18 protein-coding genes are annotated in these 18,666 nt (G+C 60.2%); 8 read left to right on the plus strand and 10 right to left on the minus strand.

Annotated features, from left to right (window positions below; all coding sequences use genetic code 11):
• Positions 1 to 92 precede the first annotated feature (92 nt).
• On the minus strand, positions 93 to 1,625 hold the full coding sequence (locus ASD46_RS03190; RefSeq protein WP_019564151.1) for an MDR family MFS transporter: 1,533 nt from the start codon (positions 1,623 to 1,625) through the stop codon (positions 93 to 95).
• 141 nt (positions 1,626 to 1,766) lie between these two features.
• Between ASD46_RS03190 and ASD46_RS03195 the strand changes: the two genes are divergently transcribed.
• A complete protein-coding gene (locus ASD46_RS03195) occupies positions 1,767 to 2,282 on the plus strand; it encodes a MarR family winged helix-turn-helix transcriptional regulator (RefSeq protein ID WP_003511890.1) in 516 nt (171 codons plus the stop codon).
• Between the two features lie 81 nt (positions 2,283 to 2,363).
• Positions 2,364 to 3,023, plus strand: a complete 660-nt coding sequence (locus tag ASD46_RS03200) for a glutathione S-transferase family protein (RefSeq protein WP_003511889.1) — start codon at positions 2,364 to 2,366, stop codon at positions 3,021 to 3,023.
• Between the two features lie 98 nt (positions 3,024 to 3,121).
• Here the strand turns inward: ASD46_RS03200 and ASD46_RS03205 are convergent, their stop codons facing one another.
• Positions 3,122 to 3,742 (minus strand): glutathione S-transferase family protein, encoded by a 621-nt coding sequence (locus ASD46_RS03205; RefSeq protein WP_013635651.1) that lies wholly within the window; start codon positions 3,740 to 3,742, stop codon positions 3,122 to 3,124.
• Positions 3,743 to 3,968: 226 nt separating this feature from the next.
• Complete coding sequence (locus tag ASD46_RS03210) at positions 3,969 to 4,961, minus strand: asparaginase (protein ID WP_025592717.1); 993 nt, start codon at positions 4,959 to 4,961, stop codon at positions 3,969 to 3,971.
• A gap of 73 nt (positions 4,962 to 5,034) precedes the next feature.
• Between ASD46_RS03210 and ASD46_RS03215 the strand changes: the two genes are divergently transcribed.
• A complete protein-coding gene (locus tag ASD46_RS03215; protein ID WP_003511884.1) occupies positions 5,035 to 5,787 on the plus strand; it encodes a DUF3750 domain-containing protein in 753 nt (250 codons plus the stop codon).
• A 7-nt stretch (positions 5,788 to 5,794) separates the two neighbouring features.
• Here ASD46_RS03215 and ASD46_RS03220 read toward each other — a convergent pair whose 3' ends face one another.
• Positions 5,795 to 7,138, minus strand: a complete 1,344-nt coding sequence (locus tag ASD46_RS03220) for a chloride channel protein (RefSeq protein WP_025592715.1) — start codon at positions 7,136 to 7,138, stop codon at positions 5,795 to 5,797.
• A 146-nt stretch (positions 7,139 to 7,284) separates the two neighbouring features.
• Here ASD46_RS03220 and ASD46_RS03225 point away from each other — a divergent pair, with 146 nt between their 5' ends.
• On the plus strand, positions 7,285 to 7,557 hold the full coding sequence (locus tag ASD46_RS03225; protein ID WP_003511882.1) for a YlcI/YnfO family protein: 273 nt from the start codon (positions 7,285 to 7,287) through the stop codon (positions 7,555 to 7,557).
• A complete protein-coding gene (locus ASD46_RS03230; protein ID WP_035197952.1) occupies positions 7,554 to 7,853 on the plus strand; it encodes a type II toxin-antitoxin system RelE/ParE family toxin in 300 nt (99 codons plus the stop codon). The genes ASD46_RS03225 and ASD46_RS03230 overlap by 4 nt, the downstream gene beginning before the upstream one ends.
• Before the next feature lie 3 nt (positions 7,854 to 7,856).
• On the opposite strand, the gene betA is transcribed toward ASD46_RS03230, so the two are convergent.
• The 3 genes from betA to betI form a co-directional block, all read right to left on the minus strand.
• A complete protein-coding gene (betA, locus tag ASD46_RS03235) occupies positions 7,857 to 9,506 on the minus strand; it encodes a choline dehydrogenase (RefSeq protein ID WP_025592711.1) in 1,650 nt (549 codons plus the stop codon).
• 73 nt (positions 9,507 to 9,579) lie between these two features.
• Positions 9,580 to 11,061: a betaine-aldehyde dehydrogenase gene (betB, locus tag ASD46_RS03240; protein WP_025592710.1), complete on the minus strand. Its 1,482-nt coding sequence runs from the start codon at positions 11,059 to 11,061 to the stop codon at positions 9,580 to 9,582.
• A gap of 11 nt (positions 11,062 to 11,072) precedes the next feature.
• Positions 11,073 to 11,693 (minus strand): transcriptional regulator BetI, encoded by a 621-nt coding sequence (gene betI / locus ASD46_RS03245; protein WP_003511878.1) that lies wholly within the window; start codon positions 11,691 to 11,693, stop codon positions 11,073 to 11,075.
• 346 nt (positions 11,694 to 12,039) lie between these two features.
• Between betI and ASD46_RS03250 the strand changes: the two genes are divergently transcribed.
• From ASD46_RS03250 to ASD46_RS03260, 3 genes are all read left to right on the plus strand, one after another.
• Positions 12,040 to 12,279: a type II toxin-antitoxin system ParD family antitoxin gene (locus ASD46_RS03250; RefSeq protein ID WP_025592709.1), complete on the plus strand. Its 240-nt coding sequence runs from the start codon at positions 12,040 to 12,042 to the stop codon at positions 12,277 to 12,279.
• 182 nt (positions 12,280 to 12,461) lie between these two features.
• Positions 12,462 to 14,264, plus strand: a complete 1,803-nt coding sequence (locus tag ASD46_RS03255; protein WP_013635646.1) for a GGDEF domain-containing protein — start codon at positions 12,462 to 12,464, stop codon at positions 14,262 to 14,264.
• Between the two features lie 88 nt (positions 14,265 to 14,352).
• Complete coding sequence (locus ASD46_RS03260) at positions 14,353 to 15,366, plus strand: NAD(P)H-quinone oxidoreductase (RefSeq protein WP_003511875.1); 1,014 nt, start codon at positions 14,353 to 14,355, stop codon at positions 15,364 to 15,366.
• Positions 15,367 to 15,755: 389 nt separating this feature from the next.
• Here ASD46_RS03260 and ASD46_RS03265 read toward each other — a convergent pair whose 3' ends face one another.
• The 3 genes from ASD46_RS03265 to cysT are packed head-to-tail and all read right to left on the minus strand — an operon-like array spanning position 15,756 to position 18,527.
• Positions 15,756 to 16,796, minus strand: a complete 1,041-nt coding sequence (locus ASD46_RS03265) for a sulfate/molybdate ABC transporter ATP-binding protein (RefSeq protein WP_025592707.1) — start codon at positions 16,794 to 16,796, stop codon at positions 15,756 to 15,758.
• Positions 16,797 to 16,807: 11 nt separating this feature from the next.
• Positions 16,808 to 17,677 carry a sulfate ABC transporter permease subunit CysW gene (gene cysW, locus ASD46_RS03270; protein WP_003511871.1) on the minus strand — a complete coding sequence of 290 codons (870 nt, stop codon included), beginning with the start codon at positions 17,675 to 17,677 and terminating at the stop codon, positions 16,808 to 16,810.
• A complete protein-coding gene (gene cysT, locus ASD46_RS03275) occupies positions 17,670 to 18,527 on the minus strand; it encodes a sulfate ABC transporter permease subunit CysT (protein WP_025592705.1) in 858 nt (285 codons plus the stop codon). Before cysT ends, cysW begins: the two co-directional genes overlap by 8 nt.
• Positions 18,528 to 18,666 lie beyond the last annotated feature (139 nt).

Genomic DNA, 18,666 nt, shown 5'->3' on the forward strand with positions numbered 1-18,666 from the left:
ATCCTTGTGCTTCTCACAGGGATGAGGGAAGAGCTAGTTGCCGGAGGAAGGCACAGCTCGAGTTAACCGCGCCTTATAAGGACAGCCGCCCCCTACTCCCCCGCACTTTCCGCCGGCTTGGCCGCCTGTGCTGCGGCTGGCAACCGGACCGGTTTCAGCATCAGTGCTGCGGCAAGGCCGATGGCGGCGGTTGCGGCGGCTGCGAAGAACAGCGGCGTGAAGGCATCCGAATAGAGCGAGGCAACGGCGGCCTGGGATGCCGCGGGCAGTTCGGAGAGCATCTTCGGCGTCAATTCCTCAATCCGTCCGACACCCGGAATGGTCACGGCAACGCCCTTGAGGCTGGAGGTGACGATCGCGCCATAGACCGAGATGGCGATTGCTGCGCCGCCCATGCGGGTGAGCGTCACCGCGCCGCTTGCGGCACCGATATCGGCCTTCGGCGCGGAATTCTGCACGCCGATAATGGGTGCCTGCTGGCCGAGGCCGACGGCGAAACCCTGCGCCAGCATGAGAATCGCAATCAGCCAAAGCGGCGTTCCCGCATGCATCTGCGTGAAGAGCAGCATGGCGATGACATTGATAGTAAGCCCGGCCACCGAAAACGGTTTGTAGACGCCGGTGATCGAGATCAACCGCCCGGCCGACAGGGAACCCATGACGATGCCGCCGGTGACGGCGATGAAGAACAGGCCGGCATGGGATGGGGAAAGCCCGGTCGTGGTCTGCAGGAACAGCGCGTAATAATTGACCATGCCGATGCCAATGCCGCCGCTGGTCAATGAAACGATCATCAACAGCGGAAAGGTGCTGTCCTTAAAGAGCCTGAGCGGCACCACGGGCTCCGGCGCGCGACGTTCCACCTGCACCCAGAGGAAGGCGGCGATGACGGCGAAAGCGATAATACCGAGGCTGGGACCGGCGATGAGCGAACCGAACAATTCGCTGCTGTCGGCCCAGAAGACGACGCTTGCGATCGTCGCTGCCAGCAGGACGGCGCCGAGATAGTCGATCTTCGGCTGACGCGCGGGACGGCGGTAGGGCAGCAGGAAAATCAGGCCGGTGATGACGATAAGCCCGAGTGGCAGGTTGATGAGGAAGATCGACCGCCAGCCGAACAGATCGCTCATCGTGCCGCCGAGAATGGGCCCGACGCTGCCCGAGGCCATGATGGTGAGGCTGGAATAGCTCTGGTAACGAGCTCTTTCACGCGGTTCGAACAGATCCGCATTGACGGAGAAGATCGAAACCATGATGCCGCCGCCGCCAAGGCCCTGAAGCACGCGGGCCGCGATCAGGCTATCCATCGACCAGGCCAGCCCGCAGGCGAGCGAGCCGAGCGTGAAGATGATAACCGCCGCGATCATCACGTATTTTCGCCCGAACAGGTCTCCGAGCTTGCCATAAACAGGCATGACCGCGCTGGTCGCCAGAAGATAGGCCGAACCGATCCAGCCGAAACGCTCCAGCGCGCCGAACTCGCCGACGATGGTGGGCAGCGCTGTCGAGACGATCTGGTTGTCGAGGGTAGCCATGAACATGGCCAGCATCAGAAACAGGAAAACGATGAGCCTACGCCGGTGATCCGACACAAGCGGCGCCACGGGGGCAACGGACATATCCATGAAAAATCTCGTTGAGTTTCGGCAATTTTGCTGCGACAATTTGTGTGCTATTAGCATATATATGTCAATGGCAAGTTTTTGACATCCATGATATTGGCGCTAAATGTGATCGCAAATCGGGATTGAAAGGAACGGCTGAGCGTGTCGACTGAGGAAGACTGGAACGAGGATCTGCCCGAAGACATCAAGCGCATCGGCAATACGATGACGCGTATGCGCATCATGATCGGACGGCGCATCATCGGGCGTATGGCGCTTGCCAAGGTGGCTCCGGGTCTGGAACTCTCCCATATCGACGTTCTCGATATATTGCGCCGCGCGGACGGTGATGTCACCGTTGGTGCGATTGCCGAGGGCATGCGCATCGACCCCTCGCGCGGCAGCCGGGTGGTGGCGGATATGGTCGGGCGCGGCCTGTTGAAACGCGGCGTCTCGCAGGAAGATGCCCGCCGCAGCATCGTTGAGATCACACCACTTGGCACCAGTCTGCTGCAGGAAATGCGCCGGACCAAGATGAGCGTCATCCAGGATGTGATGGATGGATGGCCGGAGGAGGATGTCGAGACATTCGCCCGGCTTTTCGATCGGTTCATCGACCGTTTCGAGGCCCGGCTGTCACCGGATACGGACCTCCTGACGGATCAGAAAAAATCATAGTTGACCCTGACATCCACAACTTCACTTTAAAAGGACGAGACCTTAACGTGCCGCCATCGAAAAGGTAAAAGGGTGACTTCGATGTTGACGATCTATGGTGTCTACCGTTCCCGCGCCACGCGCACGCTCTGGCTTGCCGGGGAACTGGGCATGGAATTCAAGCACGTGCCTGTCGTGCAGGCCCGCCGCGTTGCCGATCCCCTGGCCGCAGATGCGCCGCTCAACACGCTGTCCCCCGCGTTTCTGGCCATCAATCCGATGGGCACCATCCCCTGCATCGAAGATGACGGCATGGTGCTTTATGAATCCATGGCCATCAACCTTTATCTCGTCCGCAAATATGGCGGGCCGCTTGCACCGGTCGACCTGAAGGAAGATGCGGCGATGCTGCAATGGTCGTTCTTTGCCGCGACCGAAATCGAGACCAATTCGCTGAAGATTTCCTCCGCCATCGCCGAAGGGCTTTCGGAAAGCGATGCCGGCAAAGCGGTGATCGATGTCGCCGCGCGCCTCTTGAGGCGGCCCTTCCGGGTGCTGGAGCAACATCTTGCCAGCCACGATTATCTGGTAGGCGACCGTTTCACCGTCGCCGATCTCAACGTGGCGGAGATCGTCCGTTACGCGCAGGGCCACCAGCCGCTGTTTGACGCCCATCCGGCGCTGAAAGCCTGGCTGGAGCGCTGCCAGGCCCGCACGGCATTCAAGTCCATGTGGGACAGCCGGGCCGCCGAGGCGGCGTGAACGAAGGCAGTAGCTGGGGATAGTTGGCAGACCTCTCTTCGCACTCGACGTCATCCTCGGAACAAGCCCGAGGATGACGAAGCAAGCTTTTTAGCACATCACCCCTTCTCACCCGCCAGCGCCCGCTGCACGGCCGGGCGCTCGTTCATGCGTCTGAAGTGATCATGCACCTTCGGGAAGCGGGCGATATCCACGCCGTCGCTTTCCAGCCAGCCGGACATGACGAATAGATAGGGATCGGCGACCGAATAGGCGGTGCCCAAGACCCACGGGCCGTGCAGCATGCCGTGCTCGATCAGTTCGAAACAATCGGTCATGGTCTGCGGCACCTTCGCTTTCATATCCGCCAGGGAGCTATCCTCGCTCGCCCAGCGGCTGCCGCGCCGGCCATGCGCATGGGCGACATGCACCGTGGAGGAAATGAAGGCGTTGAAGGCTTGCATCAGGGCGAATTCGAAGGGATCGTCGAGTGGGGCGAGTTTCTTCTCCGGAGCCATCTGCGCAATGAAGGCGAGGATGGCAGGCGTTTCCGTCAGCACCCCGCTTGCCGTTGCCAGCGCTGGCACGCGGCCTTTCGGGTTGATCTTCAGGAATGCCTCGGAGCGCTGCTCGCCCTCGGCGAAGTTGACGCGATGGGCCGTGTAAGGCAGGCCGGATTCCTCAAGCACGATATGGCTGGCGCGGGAGCAGGAACCGGGGGAGAAAAACAGTGTGAACATGGATATGCAACCTCCAGGGCAATGAGGGGCGCCCACCTCCTCGCGTGGAGACGCCAGCCCCTGCGGCGGCGATCTGGCAGACCATCACATGCAAGGGCAATCCATAATCCTGCCGGCAGCGGGCCGCGTCAAAGGTTATTTCTGAAGCGTGTCGCGTTTAACCGAAGGCATACCGCGCGCCTTATTTTTTGTATTAAGCCGCTGCGCAGTTTTACAGGAGATGCCTCTAGAGGCCGACAACCCGGATATCGCCGACGTGGATGCCGTTCCAGTTGCGCATCTGCCGGTTTGCCATGGCAAGCAGCGCCTCGTTCTCGGCGCCATCGAAATATTTCGCCAGCATTGCGGCAATCATCGCTTCCGCCGCACGCGTCGTGCCGTCTTCGCATTTCACCGCCATGGCGATGCCCTTTTCCGGCAGTGCGGCCACGAACACGCCTTCTGCGCCGGTCTTGGCGAAAATCCTGCCCGGCGCGATCTGCATCAGCCTGGTGCAGGTGCGGCCGGTGCCCGCCACGTAAAAGGGTTCCGCCATGCAGGCGTCAAAGAGCCGGCGGGAGGCTTGCGCGCGCCCGGCCTCCAGCCCCCTGCCCGTCGCCATCTTGGCAAAACCATGCGCCAGACCCTTGAGCGGCACGGCATAAGTGGGGATCGAGCAACCGTCCACGCCGCAATTGTCATGGCCAAGCGTCGCACCCGTCAGGCTTTCCATCGTCGCGCGAATTTCCCGCTGCAGGGGGTGGTCGTAACCGACATAGCCCTCGGGGTCGGTGCCTGTGTGACAGCAGGCGCAGATGAAGCCGGAGTGCTTGCCGGAGCAGTTATTGTGAAGCGCCGTCGGCTTTTCCAGCGTGCGGGCCTGATGGATGATGGTCTTCTGGTCGGAAGACCAGTGCGCGCCGCATTCGAGCGTATCCACATCCCTGCCCGCCCTTGCGAGCATGGAGGCGGCGAGCGCCGCGTGTTCATCCTCGCCGGAATGGGAAGAGCAGGCAAGCGCCAGTTCGCGATTGCCGAAGCCATAGGCATCCGCCGCGCCGCTTTCCACCAGCGGCAGCGCCTGCATGGCCTTGCAGGCAGAACGCGGGAAAACGCCACGCTCGACATCACCAGCTGAAAACACGACGCCACCATCGCCATCCACCACCACTGCAAGACTCTGGTGGCGGCTTTCGACCAGACTGCCCCTGAGGACTTCGACGGTAACGGAATTGTTCATTTTTGCGGCCTCAAAAAGTTCTGATTTTATGTCGTTGATAGCGCAATTGATTTTTCGATGCACGAGGCTATCAGTGAAATTTGCAAAACGTCTGCTGCTGGCGATTGCCATCATCTATCTGCTGCCAGCTCTGGCATCGGCGGGGTTGTGGGCCATGAGGGATCACCCGCAGGGCTGGCGTGACGCGCGCTGGTCTTCCTCCGGCACCCTGCCGCAAGCAGGTGCCGACCGGCAGGCGGCGGTTTACGTTTTTTCCGCCATGACCGGTGGCTTTAAAGGCTCCGTCGCCAGCCATGCCTGGATCGTGCTGAAAAAGCCGGGCGCGACGGCCTACGATCGCTACGACAAGGTGGGCTGGGGAATGCCGATACGCCACAATGGCTATCCGGCGGATGCCTATTGGTATTCCAACACGCCGCGTCAGGTGGTGGCCATTCATGGGGCGGCAGCGGAAAAACTGATCCCGAAGATCGAACAGGCGATTGCCGACTATCCCTATGGCAAACCGGGCGGCTATCGTATCTATCCCGGTCCCAACTCCAACACTTTCGTTGCCCATGTGCTGCGCAGCGTGCCGGAGCTCGGTGTGGTTCTGCCATCAGACGCGGTGGGCCGCGACTATCTGCCCAACGGCGCGTTTTACCACGTCGCCGACGACTGGAAGGATGCGAGCCTCTCGCTTGGCGGGTTGTTCGGTATTTCGGCGGGCGCACGCAGTGGCTTCGAGGTCAATTTCCTCGGCCTGGTCGCGGGCTTCGATTTCAGCCGGCCCGGTGTGAAGATACCGGGACTTGGCTATTTCGGAGTAGCGGGTATCCGCGCGTAAAGTCGGGTCAGGTCTCAGCGGCGTGTGCTGCGCGTTTGGCGCGGATGCTTTGGGCAATAAAAACACGCGACAGGCCGTGATAGAGCGGCTCCCGGGAGAACAGCCGGGAGGTTAGATATCCCAGCATCGATGCCACCATGATGGGGATGACGCCGTCATGATTGCCGGTCATTTCGAGGATGATCACGAAAGCCGTCATGGGGGCCTGCACCACGCCCGCGAAATATCCCGCCATGCCGACAATGGCGCCAAGGCCGATGCTCGTACCCAGCAAAGTCGCCATCGTACTGCCAAAGCCCGCGCCCACGGACAGCGACGGCGCGAATATACCGCCCGGAATGCCCGACATCATCGCCAGAAACGTGGCCGCCAGCTTTTCGATGAAGAAGAATGCCGGTGCGGCCTGACCCTCGATTGCGGCGCGCGCCTGTTCGTAACCCGTTCCGAAGGTCGCGCCATCAGTTGCAATACCGATGACGGCGGAGGCAAGGCCGCAGGCGGCGGCAACCGCCAGCATCCGCCTTGACGGCATGGCCTGGGCGAAGCGCCGGATACGCGCGGACAGGCGCAGCGCGCCCGCGCTGAACAGCGCGCCGAACGCACCACCACCAATGCCGCAGACCAGCACGAGCAGCCAGTCCATCATGGTTTTCGCCATGACGGAACTGGTGCCAAAGTAAGTATAGCTGCCGACCAGCGCCAGCGAGGCAAGGCCGGACAGGATGACGGCGGTAAGGATGAGGCCGTTTGCCCGGGATTCGTAGGTCCTGCTCATTTCCTCGATGGCAAACACGATGCCGGCCAGCGGTGTGTTGAACGCTGCGGCAATACCCGCCGCTGATCCGGCAAGAATAAGACCTTTTGCCTGTGCCATGCCGCCCCAGCGCGCCGCCTGAAGCATGATCGAGGCCCCGACTTGCACCGTTGGTCCCTCTCTCCCGATCGACGCACCGGACAAAAGCCCGACGACCGTCAGCAAGACCTTGCCGAAAGCGAGTTTCAGCGACAGGAGCCGCGAACGATCCGCGTCGTCACGCAGGTGCCGCGCGGCGATGGCCTGGGGAATGCCGCTGCCGCCGGCATTGGGAAAAACCGTCAGCGCCAGCCAGGCGCACAGCGTGAAACCGAGCGGCGTCACGACAAGCGGCAGCAGAAACGCCCATTCGCCGGAAGATGTTGCCGAGAAGAAAAGATGCTGGGCGCGATCCGCCGCCCAGGCAAAACCGACGCTGATAAGGCCCACCGCAATCGCGCCGATCCAGAAAACCGCCCTCGGCTTCCACACCCGCCATGAACCCCACACAACACGGGAACGGCGCAGCATTTTCAGCTTCTTGTAATCGACAGGCATGGCGGTCCAGATCGGTGGTTTTGGTATTTAGCAGACGGGAAACCCGTTTATCTGCCTGCCAGCCGGCGATTGCAAGTTTTGCATTTGACTCGTTGCGACAGATGGCAGAAGCTGCGCATCGCAAATGCAACGCATGGAGAGAAAAGATGAAAACCGCAACTTTGCCTTCGCTGCGTGTAACGGCGGATTTCCGCGAGGCGGCAGAAAGCGTTCTGAAAGACGGCGAGACACTATCGTCATTTGTCGAGGATTCGGTCCGCAGGCAGGTGGAAATCCGCAAATCGCAGGCGGAATTCATTGCGCGCGGGCTGGCGTCGCTCGAACAAGCGGAGCGCACCGGTGTCTATTATAGCACCGACGATGTTCTTTCGATGATGCAAAGAAAACTCGATGCTGCGAAAGCCGCGAAACGGAAATGACATATCAGCTTCGTCATACCGAAGAAGCACTGGCGGATTTCGATCGCATCTATGATTTTCTGATCGCATACGACATCAATGTGGCCGAGAAGGCCATTCACGCCATAAGAGCAGGATTAGACATTCTCAGCGATTTTCCCTTCAGTTGCCGTAAGGCATCTTCTGAAAACGGGCTGATACGTGAACTCCTCGTGCCGTTCGGGTCATCCGGCTATATCGTGCTGTTCCGCATCGACGGCCCGGAAACAGTCACCATTGCCGCCGTTCGCCATCAGCGTGAGGATGATTACCATTGACCCTCACCGGTCGCTGACGGCCGCGCGCGGGTTTAACCACGGCTCCTGATTGGAGCGCGGCAGCGGGGTTTTGCCAAGGATGTGGTCTGCCGCCTTTTCGCCCGTCATGATCGACGGGCCATTCAGATTACCATAGGTCACATGCGGGAAGATCGAGCTGTCGGCGACCCGCAGCCCCTCCACGCCGATCACCCGGCATTCGGGATCAACCACCGCCATGGGGTCGTTCCTGTCGCCCATCCGGCAGGTGCCGCAGGGGTGATAGGCGCTTTCCAGATGTTCTCGCAGGAAGGCGTCGATCTGTTCGTCCGTCTCCACCTTTTCGCCCGGCTGGATTTCCGGCCCGCGAAAATCGTCGAAGGCTTTCTGGCCGAAAATCTCGCGCGTGAGGCGCACGCAATGGCGGAATTTTTCCCAGTCTTCCGGGTGGCTCATATAGTTGAAGCGGATGACCGGGTCGTCATGCGGATCGGCGGAACGCAGCGTGACATTGCCGCGCGACTTCGACAGGTTGTAGCCGACATGTGCCTGAAAACCATGGCTTTTCGCAGCCGCCTTGCCATCATAGGAGATGGCGACGGGCAGGAAATGGTACTGGATGTCAGGCTGTTTCAGGCCAGGCGCTGAACGCAGGAAGGCGCAGGCCTCGAACTGGTTGGAGGCCCCTAACCCGCCTTTCGACAGCAGCCATTGCGCACCCGCGACCCCCTGCCAGAACCAGGGCAGCCAGGAGTAAAGCGACACCGGCTTGGTGGAGACCTGCTGGAAATAAAACTCCATATGGTCCTGAAGGTTTGCACCCACACCCGGCCGATCCGCCTGAACCTCTATGCCCATGTCCTTCAGATGAGCGGCAGGCCCGATGCCCGAAAGCATCAGCAATTTCGGCGAGTTGAAAGACGATGCCGAGACGATGACCTCACGATCGGCCTTGATGGTTTCCACCCCGCCCCTGCGCTCGATTTCGACGCCGACGGCACGGCCGTTCTCGATGACGACCTTGCGGGCGAAGCCGTTGACCAGCGTGACATTACCGCGCTTCAGCGCCGGCTTCAGGTAGGCATTGGCGGCGGACCAGCGGCGGCCATTATGGATGGTCTGCTCCATCAGGCCGAAACCTTCCTGTTTGGAGCCGTTATAGTCGTCTGTCAGCTCGAAGCCTGCCTGCGCACCAGCCTGAATGAAGGCGTGGAACAGCGGATTGCTGACCGGCCCGCGCTGAACATGCAGCGGCCCATCCGTGCCGCGCCACCCCTCTTCGCCGCCATGGCTGTGTTCCATGCGCTTGAAATAAGGCAGCACATCCGCATAGGCCCAGCCATGCGCGCCCAGTTCCTCCCAGCGGTTGAAATCCTCGGCATGGCCGCGCACGTAAACAAGGCCGTTAATGGAGGACGAACCGCCGATGACCTTGCCGCGTGGGGCGGTGATGCGGCGATTGTCGAGGTTCGGTTCGGGTTCGGAGAGATAGCCCCAATTGTAGCGCTTCATACTCATCGGCCAGGCCAGTGCGGCCGGCATCTGGATGAAAGGCCCGAAATCCGAGCCGCCAGCCTCGATGACAATCACCGAATAACGGCCGTCTTCCGACAGGCGATAGGCGATGGCGGAGCCTGCGGAACCGGAACCGACGATGACGTAATCTGCGTGCATGATTTGCTCTCTCTTCAATGAGCGTTGGTTCCGATTGACGGGCTGAGGGTGGGGTCCCCCCCACCACCAAATCTCAATAAGGCGCGTCCACCTTCCCCGTGCTCACATAAACCGTCTTGAGCTCGCTATAATGCTCCAGCGCCGCCGCCGAATTCTCGCGCCCGAAACCAGACTGCTTGGAGCCGCCGAATGGGATTTCCACCGGGCAGAGATTGTAGGTATTGATCCACAGCGTGCCCGCCTCCAGCTGGTCGACCACGCGATGAGCGCGGGCGAGATCGGCGGTGAAGACGCCGCCGGCAAGGCCGAATTCGGTGGCGTTGGCGCGGGCCAGAACCTCATCCTCATCATCGAAATCCAGCACGCACATGACCGGGCCGAAGATTTCCTCGCGCGCGATAGTCATGTCATCGGTCACATCGGCAAACACGGTCGGCTGCACATAGGCGCCCTCGCCTGCAACATTGTTGGGAATGCCGCCGCCGGTTACCAGCGTCGCACCCTCCGCTTTGCCCTTTTCGATATAGCCAAGCACCTTTTCCTGCTGGGCTTTGGAGACCAGCGGGCCGAGATGGGTGGCGTAATCCAGGGGGTCGCCGAGGATCATCGCCTCAGTGCGGCGCTTCAGGTTTTCGAGGAAGCGGTCCTTTGCCTTTTTCTGCACGAAAACGCGGGTACCGTTGGAGCAGACCTGACCGGAAGAATAGAAATTGCCGAGCATCGCCCCGCCGACAGCGCTTTCGATATCGGCATCGTCAAACACGATCAGCGGCGATTTTCCACCGAGTTCCATCGTCACATGCTTGAGATGCCCGGCGGCGGCGGCGGCCACCTTGCGGCCGGTGGGCACCGAGCCGGTGAGCGAGACCTTGGCGACATCCGGGTGGTTGACAAGAAGCGGGCCGGCATCGCGATCACCCTGAATGACGTTGAACAGGCCCTTGGGCAACCCTGCCTCGATCAGGATTTCGGCGATCTTCAAAGCGCCGAGCGGGGTGTTTTCCGATGGCTTGAAGACCATGGCGTTGCCGGCAACGAGCGCCGGGGCCGCCTTCCAGCAGGCGATCTGCTGTGGATAGTTCCATGCGCCGATGCCGACACAGACGCCGAGCGGCACGCGCTTGGTATAGGCGAAATCGCCGCCGAGCGGGATGTAGTTGCCGTTCAGCGCGGAAGGCGCGATACCGCCGAAAAATTCGAAGGCATCGGCACCCGAGGTCGGATCGGCGACGATGGTTTCCTGGATCGGCTTGCCGGTATCCAGCGTTTCGAGCGTGGAGAGCGCCTCGTTGCGTTCACGCATGATATCGGCGGCGCGTTTCAATATACGCCCGCGCGCCATGGGGCTCATTGCCGCCCATTCCTTCTGGGCGCGTTTGGCCGATGCAATGGCGCGCTCGACAATCGCGGGCGTTGCCGCATGCAGCCTTGCAATGACTTCGCCGGTGGCCGGAAAGACGCTTTCGAAAAGCGTGCCGGCATTGTCTTCGACATAGTCGCCATCAATGAAATGCGAGGCTTTGGGCTGCGCCCTGAGAGACGTCGCGATAGTCATGTCGAATACTCCTAGAGAATGCGGACGGACGGCTTCGGGCGCTGTCCATCAGGATATGGTTTGAGCTGCAAGTCGAAATAGTCTTCGACAAGGGCCGGCGCTGAGGCGAGCCCAAGCGGGGCCGAACGCAGGCTGTGCCTGATATACAGCCCGTCGATAAGGGCTGCCGCCCCTTCCGCAATGCGCGCCGCGTCATCGGGCGGGCATAGCCGGTTTAGGCTTGCCATGAGGTTCGAGCGCAGGCGACGGGAATAGAGCACCAGCAGGCGGCGCGTTTCTTCCGAGCGCTGCGCCTCCACGTAAAAGGCAAGCCATGCCGCCACCGTCTCGGGCGTGAACTGGTCGCTCTGGAAAGAGACGTGAACGATGGCGCTCAGCCGTTCGCGCGGGCCATTGGCGCGGGTCAGCGCCGCCACCGCATCGCGCCTCAGATCCCGCAGCAGGCTGCGGATGGTTTCCAGAAGAAGCTGCTGCTTGCTGCCGAAATAATGATGCGCAAGCGCCGGAGATACGCCCGCTTCCCGGGCAATATCCGACATTGTCACATTCAGCGAACCATGGTGGCCTATGGTGCGCAACGCCGCATCCACAAGCGCCTTGCGGCGCAAAGGCTCCATTCCGATCTTGGGCATAAGGGTCTCCTTGATGGCGGGCAAAATATTCTTGATTGATCAATCAATCAATAAAAAACGCGCCATTTCATGTCGCTGATTTGCCATGGATCAAAGAAAACCGGGCAAGGCCGGATAAGACTAGCCGCTCCCATGCTGAGGAGCCGCTCACAGGGGAAAAACTAAACCGTGATATACTGCAAATTGGGAATGGAACACGTTTCGTGCTAATATGCAGAGTGATACAAATTTCGCTGGAAGCGGCGCCAGACGAAAACTGAAAAAACGCCCGCAAGACCGCGATCCCCATCAGGTCCCGACACGGACCGGAGATGCCTTCGCAACGGTTGAACAAGGGAGTGATATCATGCCAATGGTGACAGTATCGATTTCCCCGGAACAGGCAGCAAGAATGCGCGAGGCCGTGAATAGCGGCGCCTACGCATCCGGCAGCGAGGTCGTAAGGGCCGCGCTGAGACTATGGGCGGCCTCTGCTGCCGCAACCGGCGCAGATACAGAGGCTGCAGCACCTGTCGAGGCGGATCGCGAACGCCTGAATGTTGCGGAACTTTACGCCGCTCACACCGGACATGTGCGCCGGGCCTGAGGGCCTGCCGGATACCCCTGGCTATTGAGGGGCCCGTGACAAAACCTTCATTAAAGCTTCACAGTCGTGAAAGCTTTTGTTGACCTGTAATCTGCGATTGTCTGCTGAAAAGAGACAAGTTCCCGTGTGTGCATTTGACTTGTCATGCCACCAACGGGAACTGGCAATAGCGGAGAACAGAAATGCCGGCCGTAACGCTGGAGAACGATGTCATAAGGCGGTTTGCCTCCGGGCACATGTTTCCCATGGCGAAGCTTGTGCTTGAAACCGCGTTTCAGCCGATCGTCGAGGCGACGACGGGCACGATTTTCGGATATGAATCACTGATGCGCGGCCATGACCGGCTTGGGTTTTCCAACCCGCTCGCGCTTCTCGACCAGGCTGCCGAGGATGGCGAGCTGAAGGCCTTCGAGCAGATGCTGGCGAGCCGGGCGCTCGCTAAATTCTCCACCCTGGCGGATTTTTCCACCACCACCCTGTTCCTCAATCTCGATGTAAGGCTTATCCCGCACGGGGACGCCATTCTCGACAAGCTCGTTGGCCATCTGGCGCGGGCGGGCATTCCGGCCTCCTCCATCTGCTTTGAACTTTCCGAACGTTTCGACAATACCAGCGTGCCGGAGTTCAAGGCGCTGATCGCCCGCATGCGCAAGGAAGGTTTCAAGCTGGCGATCGACGATTTCGGCGCCGGTCACGGCGAGATGAAGCTTTTATGCGACTATCCGCTTGATTACCTGAAGATCGACCGGCATTTCATCAGCGGTGTCGATCATCTTCCGCGCAAGCAGCATCTCGTGCGCAACATCGTCAACATCGCTCATGTTCTCGGCGTCCGGGTCATTGCAGAAGGCATCGAAACCGAAGCGGAATTTCTCACCTGCCGCGAATATGGCGTCGATCTGGTGCAGGGCTGGCTGATCGCCAGGCCGACGGTTTTCACCAGCGAACTTCCCGAGAGCTTTCCGCACCTCAACCGCGTGGGCGTGGCGCGGCGCAACAGCCAGTCGCTGGACGAAATCCTCATCCGTCGCGAAATAGAGCGTCTTCCCACCGTCTATGAGCATGACAGCGTCGACAGCGTCTTCGAATTGTTCCGCAGAAACCCGCAGCAGGCGTTTTTCCCGGTGCTCAACGCCAATGGCGAACCGCGCGGCGTCATCAACGAATATCACCTCAAGGAATACATCTACCGGCCTTTCGGGCGCGATCTCCTCAAGAACAAGATCTACGAGCGCACCATTTCCCACTTCGTCGATCCTGCGCCGATCGTGGGTCTCGACGCCGATGCCGATCAACTGATGAACATGTTCGCCAGCATGGGCGGCAGCGCCTGCATCATCCTGACCGAAAACATGCGTTACGCCGGCATCGTCTCAGCCGCATCGCTCATCAAGGTCATCAATGAAAAACAGCTCAAGATGGCGCAGGACCAGAACCCGCTGACGGCGCTGCCGGGCAACCGCGCCATCGGCGGCTTCATCGCCGACAGCTGCGGTGATGGCGATGAGACCCGTTTCTTCTGCTATTGCGATTTCGACAATTTCAAACCCTTCAACGATAAATACGGCTTCAATGCCGGCGACCACGCCATCACCCTGTTTTCCGCACTGATGCGTCGCTACTTTTTCGCCGGCGACTGCTTTCTCGGCCATATCGGCGGCGACGACTTCTTCGTCGGCGTGCGTGACTGGGCGGTGGAGGAACTGACGGAAATCCTCGAGCGGCTGCTCAGCGATTTTCACGGTGAAGTGGCCGAACTCTATTCGCCAGAGGACCGTCAGGCCGGTCGCATGGTCGGGCTGGACCGTCGCGGCAATGAGCGGGATTTTGCCTTGCTGCGTTGCTCCATCGGCGTTCTCACATTGCCAAAAGGTTTGATCATCGCCAATCCCGAGCGCATCGGCAGCGAGATCGCCGGCATCAAGACAGCCGCGAAAGAAAACGAAGGCGGCCTCGTCATCCGGGTGTTCGGGGAGACAAAATGACATCAGCGACAAAGGGCCTCCTTCCCTAAGCGGTACATCTGTCCTAAATCTTCAGGTAACGCCGACAAATGAGGAATTGCCCCTGGCCATGCCCGAAAATGTGACCCTGCCCGAAAAAATGCGCTTCATCGACCTTCCCTCCCATGGTGGCCCGGAGGTGATGCAGCTTTCGCAAGCACCTTTGCCAACCCCCGCCAGAGGCGAAATCCTGGTGAGGGTCGAGGCGGCCGGCGTCAACCGCCCCGATGTCGCGCAGAGGCAGGGCGCCTATCCGCCGCCGAAGGACGCAAGCCCGATCCTCGGCCTCGAAATTGCCGGAGAAGTGGTGGCGCTCGGCGAAGGCGTCAGCGAATTCAAACCTGGCGACAAGGTCTGCGCGCTCGCCAATGGCGGCGGTTATGCGCAATATTGCACCGTGCCGGCCGGACAGGCCCTGCCCTTCCCCAAGGGGTACGACGCCGTCAAGGCCGCCGCGCTGCCGGAAACCTTCTTCACCGTCTGGGCCAACCTCTTCCAGATGGCGGGCCTGACCGAAGGCGAAAGCGTGCTCATCCACGGCGGCACCAGCGGTATCGGCACAACCGCCATCCAGCTCGCCAAAGCCTTCGGCGCTGATGTCTATGCGACGGCGGGTTCTGCGGAAAAATGCGAGGCCTGCGTCAAGCTTGGTGCCAAACGGGCCATCAATTACCGCGACGAGGATTTCACCGCCGTCATCAAGGCCGAGACCGATGGCAAGGGTGTCGATGTGGTTCTCGACATGATCGGTGCGGCCTATTTCGAAAAGAACATTGCCGCACTCGCCAAGGATGGCTGTCTGTCCATCATCGCCTTTCTGGGCGGCGCCGTGGCTGAAAAGGTTGATCTGCGGCCAATCATGGTCAAACGCCTGACCGTCACCGGCTCCACCATGCGGCCACGTACCGCTGACGAGAAACGCGCCATCCGTGATGAGCTTATCGAACAGGTCTGGCCGCTCATCGAAAGCGGCAAGGTTGCGCCTGTCATCAACAAGGTCTTCACGCTGGACGAAGTTGTGGAGGCCCACCGGCTGATGGAAACCAGCAATCATATCGGCAAGATCGTGATGCGGGTGTCCTGATCAGACCTCTTGCATTAATGACGAATCGTACTACCTTCTAGTTATGTTCAACGTATCGGAAGGAGGTGATCCAATGTCTAATGAGATTTCGGTCTCTGGTGCAGGCAATGGAAAGGGTGGGTTTTCGACGGGGCAGCCCTCGGCGTAAAAACCTCTTGCCTTCGGAACGTTGAGAAACAGTCCCGGGTCTGTAAACAGGACCAAGCTCATGGAAGGGTCGCCTCTGGCGACCCTTTTCCGTTTCTGGGGTGATCGCGCGTTTACCCGGTTCCCTCATCTCTGTGCTTGTCACAGAGATCCAGCCAGACCAAGTGTTTGGGCTGGCTGGATACCGGCTCAAGGCCAGTATTACCGGGAACCGCCAGCTGCCAATCGCAGCCGCATCTCCCCTACTTCTTGCCAAACACCTTCCACCGGGTCGGACGAAACCGCAGTTCGGCACCTACCGCCACGGCGGCGTTGAGCGGCACCTCGATTTCGAGGTGATAGGGGTCATGGCCGTTATTGGCGATGTCGATTTCGGCGATGCGGGTGCCGGCGAGGCGGCGACAGGTGGTAACCTTGCCGTAAAGCGCGTTTTTCTCGTCGGTCAGCACCACATCTTCCGGACGGAAGAACAGTTCGCCCTCACCTGCGCCATTTTCGGCGACGCCGATGCTCTCGCCCTGAAACACCACCTGGCCGTGGCGGATCGTCACCGGCAGGCTGGAGGATTCGCCGATGAAGGAGAAGACGAACGGGGAATTGGGCGTGTCGTAGACGTCATCCGCCGTGCCGACCTGTTCTATCTTGCCCTGGCTCATGACAACGACGCGGTCGGCCAGTTCCAGTGCTTCTTCCTGATCGTGGGTAACGAAGACGGTGGTGTGGCCCGTGCGGTCGTGGAATTCGCGCAGCCAGCGGCGCAGTTCCTTGCGCACCTTGGCATCGAGTGCGCCAAAGGGTTCATCGAGCAGCAGCACCTTCGGCTCGATGGCAACTGCGCGGGCAAGTGCCACGCGCTGACGCTGGCCGCCGGAAAGCTGGGTGGGGTAACGCTTTTCGAGGCCGGTCAGATGCACCATGTCCAGAAGCTCCGAAACTCGCCTGCGGATTTCCGCTTTCGGCGGGCGGGAGGCGGAAGGGCGCACCTTCAGGCCGAAGGCTATGTTGTCGGCAACCGTCATGTGGCGGAACAGGGCGTAGTGCTGAAACACAAAACCGACATTGCGCTCCTGCACCGAGCGGTGCGAGGCATCCTCATCACCGAAGAAGATGCGGCCTTGGGTCGGCTGCTCCAGGCCGGCGATGAGGCGCAGCAGCGTCGTCTTGCCGGAACCGGAGGGACCGAGCAGCGCGATCAGCTCGCCGGAACGAATGTCGAGCGACACGTCGTTCAGCGCCGGAAAGCGATCAAACTGCTTGGTGATGCCGGAAACTTTCACTTCCATGAATATGCCTTTCAATGCTTGCCGGCTGCGTTGCCCGCGCCAAAGCGTATTTCGAGAATGGTTTTGAGAACGAGCGTCACGAGCGCCAGACCAGCCAGCAGCGTCGCCACCGCGAAGGCCGCGCCGATATTGTACTCATTATAGAGTATCTCGACATGCAGCGGCATGGTGTTGGTCTCGCCGCGAATATGGCCTGATACGACAGAGACGGCGCCGAACTCGCCCATGGCGCGGGCGTTGCAGAGCAGCACCCCGTACAGCAGTCCCCATTTGATATTCGGCAGCGTGACATACCAGAAGGTCTGCCAGCCGGTTGCGCCAAGCGAGATCGCCGCCTCCTCATCGCCATTGCCCTGCTCCTGCATCAGCGGGATCAGTTCACGCGCGACGAAGGGAAAGGTGACGAAGATGGTGGCTAGCACGATGCCCGGAACAGCAAAGAGGATTTCGATGCCATAACTCTTCAGCCATGGCCCGAGCACGCTGTGCGAAGAGAACAGGATGACATAGACCAGACCCGATATGACCGGCGAGATCGAGAACGGCAGGTCGATCAGCGTTATCAGGAATGCCTTGCCCTTGAACTCGAATTTCGCAATCGCCCAGGCGGCGGCGACACCGAAGATAAGGTTGAGCGGTACCGAAATGGCAGCGACAAGCAGTGTCAGACGGATGGCGGAGAGTGCATCCGGCTCGACGATCGCTTCCCAGAAAGCATCGGCGCCTTTGCGAAATGCCTCGAAGAACACCGATACCAGCGGCAGCACGAGGAAAGCCGCAAGGAACAGGAAAGCAATGGCAATCAGCACCAGCCGGGCAGGCAGGCTCTCGCTGGCGGGATCGCGGAACGGTCGGGACGAGGTGCGGGAAGCATCAGACATAACCGTACCTCTTGCGGCTCCAGGCCTGAATGAGATTGATGAGGAACAGCATGGCGAAGGAAATGATCAGCATGATGGTGGCGATGGCCGTCGCGCCCGCATAATTGAACTCCTCCAGCCGTATGACGATGAGGAGCGGTGCGATTTCCGAGACGTAAGGAATATTGCCGGCGATGAAGATGACCGAGCCGTACTCTCCGATACCGCGCGCGAAGGCGAGTGCGAAGCCCGTCAGGATGGCGGGCGTGAGGCTTGGCAGCAGCACCCGGCTGATGGTCTGGAAACGGTTGGCGCCGAGCGTTGCCGCCACCTCCTCCACCTGCCGGTCTATTTCTTCCATGACCGGCTGCACGGTGCGGACCACGAATGGCAGGCCGATGAAGATCAGCGCGATGACGATACCGGTCGGCGTAAACGCGATCTTGATGCCGAAGGGTTCGAACAGCGAGCCAACCCAGCCGCGATTGGCATAAAGCGTGGTGAGCGCGATGCCGGCAACCGCCGTCGGCAGGGCAAAGGGCAGATCCACGATGGCATCAACGAAACGCCGGCCGGGAAAACGATACCGCGTGAGAACCCATGCGACGATGACGCCAAAAACAGCGTTCACCAGTGCGGCGATGAAGGCGGTGCCGAAACTGACGCGCAGCGCATTCAGCGTACGGCTATCGACAGCGATCGCAATAAAATCTGCAAAACCAAGTTTCGCCGTGGACCAGATGAGGCCGCCGAGCGGAATAAGAATGATAAGAAACAGATAGACGACCGTGTAACCGAACGTCAGGCCGAAGCCGGGTATCACGCTCGATTGACGCCACTTCCACCTGTTTCCGGATGTATTATTGCTCATCAACGCTCCGGATAATCTTTAGTTTGGTACATTTCCGGACAGAAAACCGGGGTCCACTTTTCCTGGAAATGCTCTCTGGGAGCCGGTGTTCCCCGGCCTTGTTATAAAGGATCGACCGGCACGGTGTCCGGTCGATCGA

The sequence above is a fragment of the Rhizobium sp. Root491 genome (genome assembly GCF_001427205.1).
Classification (GTDB): domain Bacteria; phylum Pseudomonadota; class Alphaproteobacteria; order Rhizobiales; family Rhizobiaceae; genus Agrobacterium; species Agrobacterium tumefaciens.

Excerpts from the sequence above, each read along its gene's own strand:
- ASD46_RS03250 (WP_025592709.1), top strand. The coding sequence starts at position 12,040 with ATGCCAATGGTGACAGTATCGATTTCCCCGGAACAGGCAGCAAGAATG.
- betB (WP_025592710.1), bottom strand. The coding sequence starts at position 11,061 with ATGACTATCGCGACGTCTCTCAGGGCGCAGCCCAAAGCCTCGCATTTC.
- ASD46_RS03205 (WP_013635651.1), bottom strand. The coding sequence starts at position 3,742 with ATGTTCACACTGTTTTTCTCCCCCGGTTCCTGCTCCCGCGCCAGCCAT.
- ASD46_RS03210 (WP_025592717.1), bottom strand. The coding sequence starts at position 4,961 with ATGAACAATTCCGTTACCGTCGAAGTCCTCAGGGGCAGTCTGGTCGAA.
- ASD46_RS03265 (WP_025592707.1), bottom strand. The coding sequence starts at position 16,796 with ATGGAAGTGAAAGTTTCCGGCATCACCAAGCAGTTTGATCGCTTTCCG.
- ASD46_RS03255 (WP_013635646.1), top strand. The coding sequence starts at position 12,462 with ATGCCGGCCGTAACGCTGGAGAACGATGTCATAAGGCGGTTTGCCTCC.
- ASD46_RS03230 (WP_035197952.1), top strand. The coding sequence starts at position 7,554 with ATGACATATCAGCTTCGTCATACCGAAGAAGCACTGGCGGATTTCGAT.
- cysT (WP_025592705.1), bottom strand. The coding sequence starts at position 18,527 with ATGAGCAATAATACATCCGGAAACAGGTGGAAGTGGCGTCAATCGAGC.
- ASD46_RS03225 (WP_003511882.1), top strand. The coding sequence starts at position 7,285 with ATGAAAACCGCAACTTTGCCTTCGCTGCGTGTAACGGCGGATTTCCGC.
- ASD46_RS03260 (WP_003511875.1), top strand. The coding sequence starts at position 14,353 with ATGCCCGAAAATGTGACCCTGCCCGAAAAAATGCGCTTCATCGACCTT.
- cysW (WP_003511871.1), bottom strand. The coding sequence starts at position 17,677 with ATGTCTGATGCTTCCCGCACCTCGTCCCGACCGTTCCGCGATCCCGCC.
- ASD46_RS03190 (WP_019564151.1), bottom strand. The coding sequence starts at position 1,625 with ATGGATATGTCCGTTGCCCCCGTGGCGCCGCTTGTGTCGGATCACCGG.
- betA (WP_025592711.1), bottom strand. The coding sequence starts at position 9,506 with ATGCACGCAGATTACGTCATCGTCGGTTCCGGTTCCGCAGGCTCCGCC.
- ASD46_RS03220 (WP_025592715.1), bottom strand. The coding sequence starts at position 7,138 with ATGCCTGTCGATTACAAGAAGCTGAAAATGCTGCGCCGTTCCCGTGTT.
- betI (WP_003511878.1), bottom strand. The coding sequence starts at position 11,693 with ATGCCCAAGATCGGAATGGAGCCTTTGCGCCGCAAGGCGCTTGTGGAT.
- ASD46_RS03200 (WP_003511889.1), top strand. The coding sequence starts at position 2,364 with ATGTTGACGATCTATGGTGTCTACCGTTCCCGCGCCACGCGCACGCTC.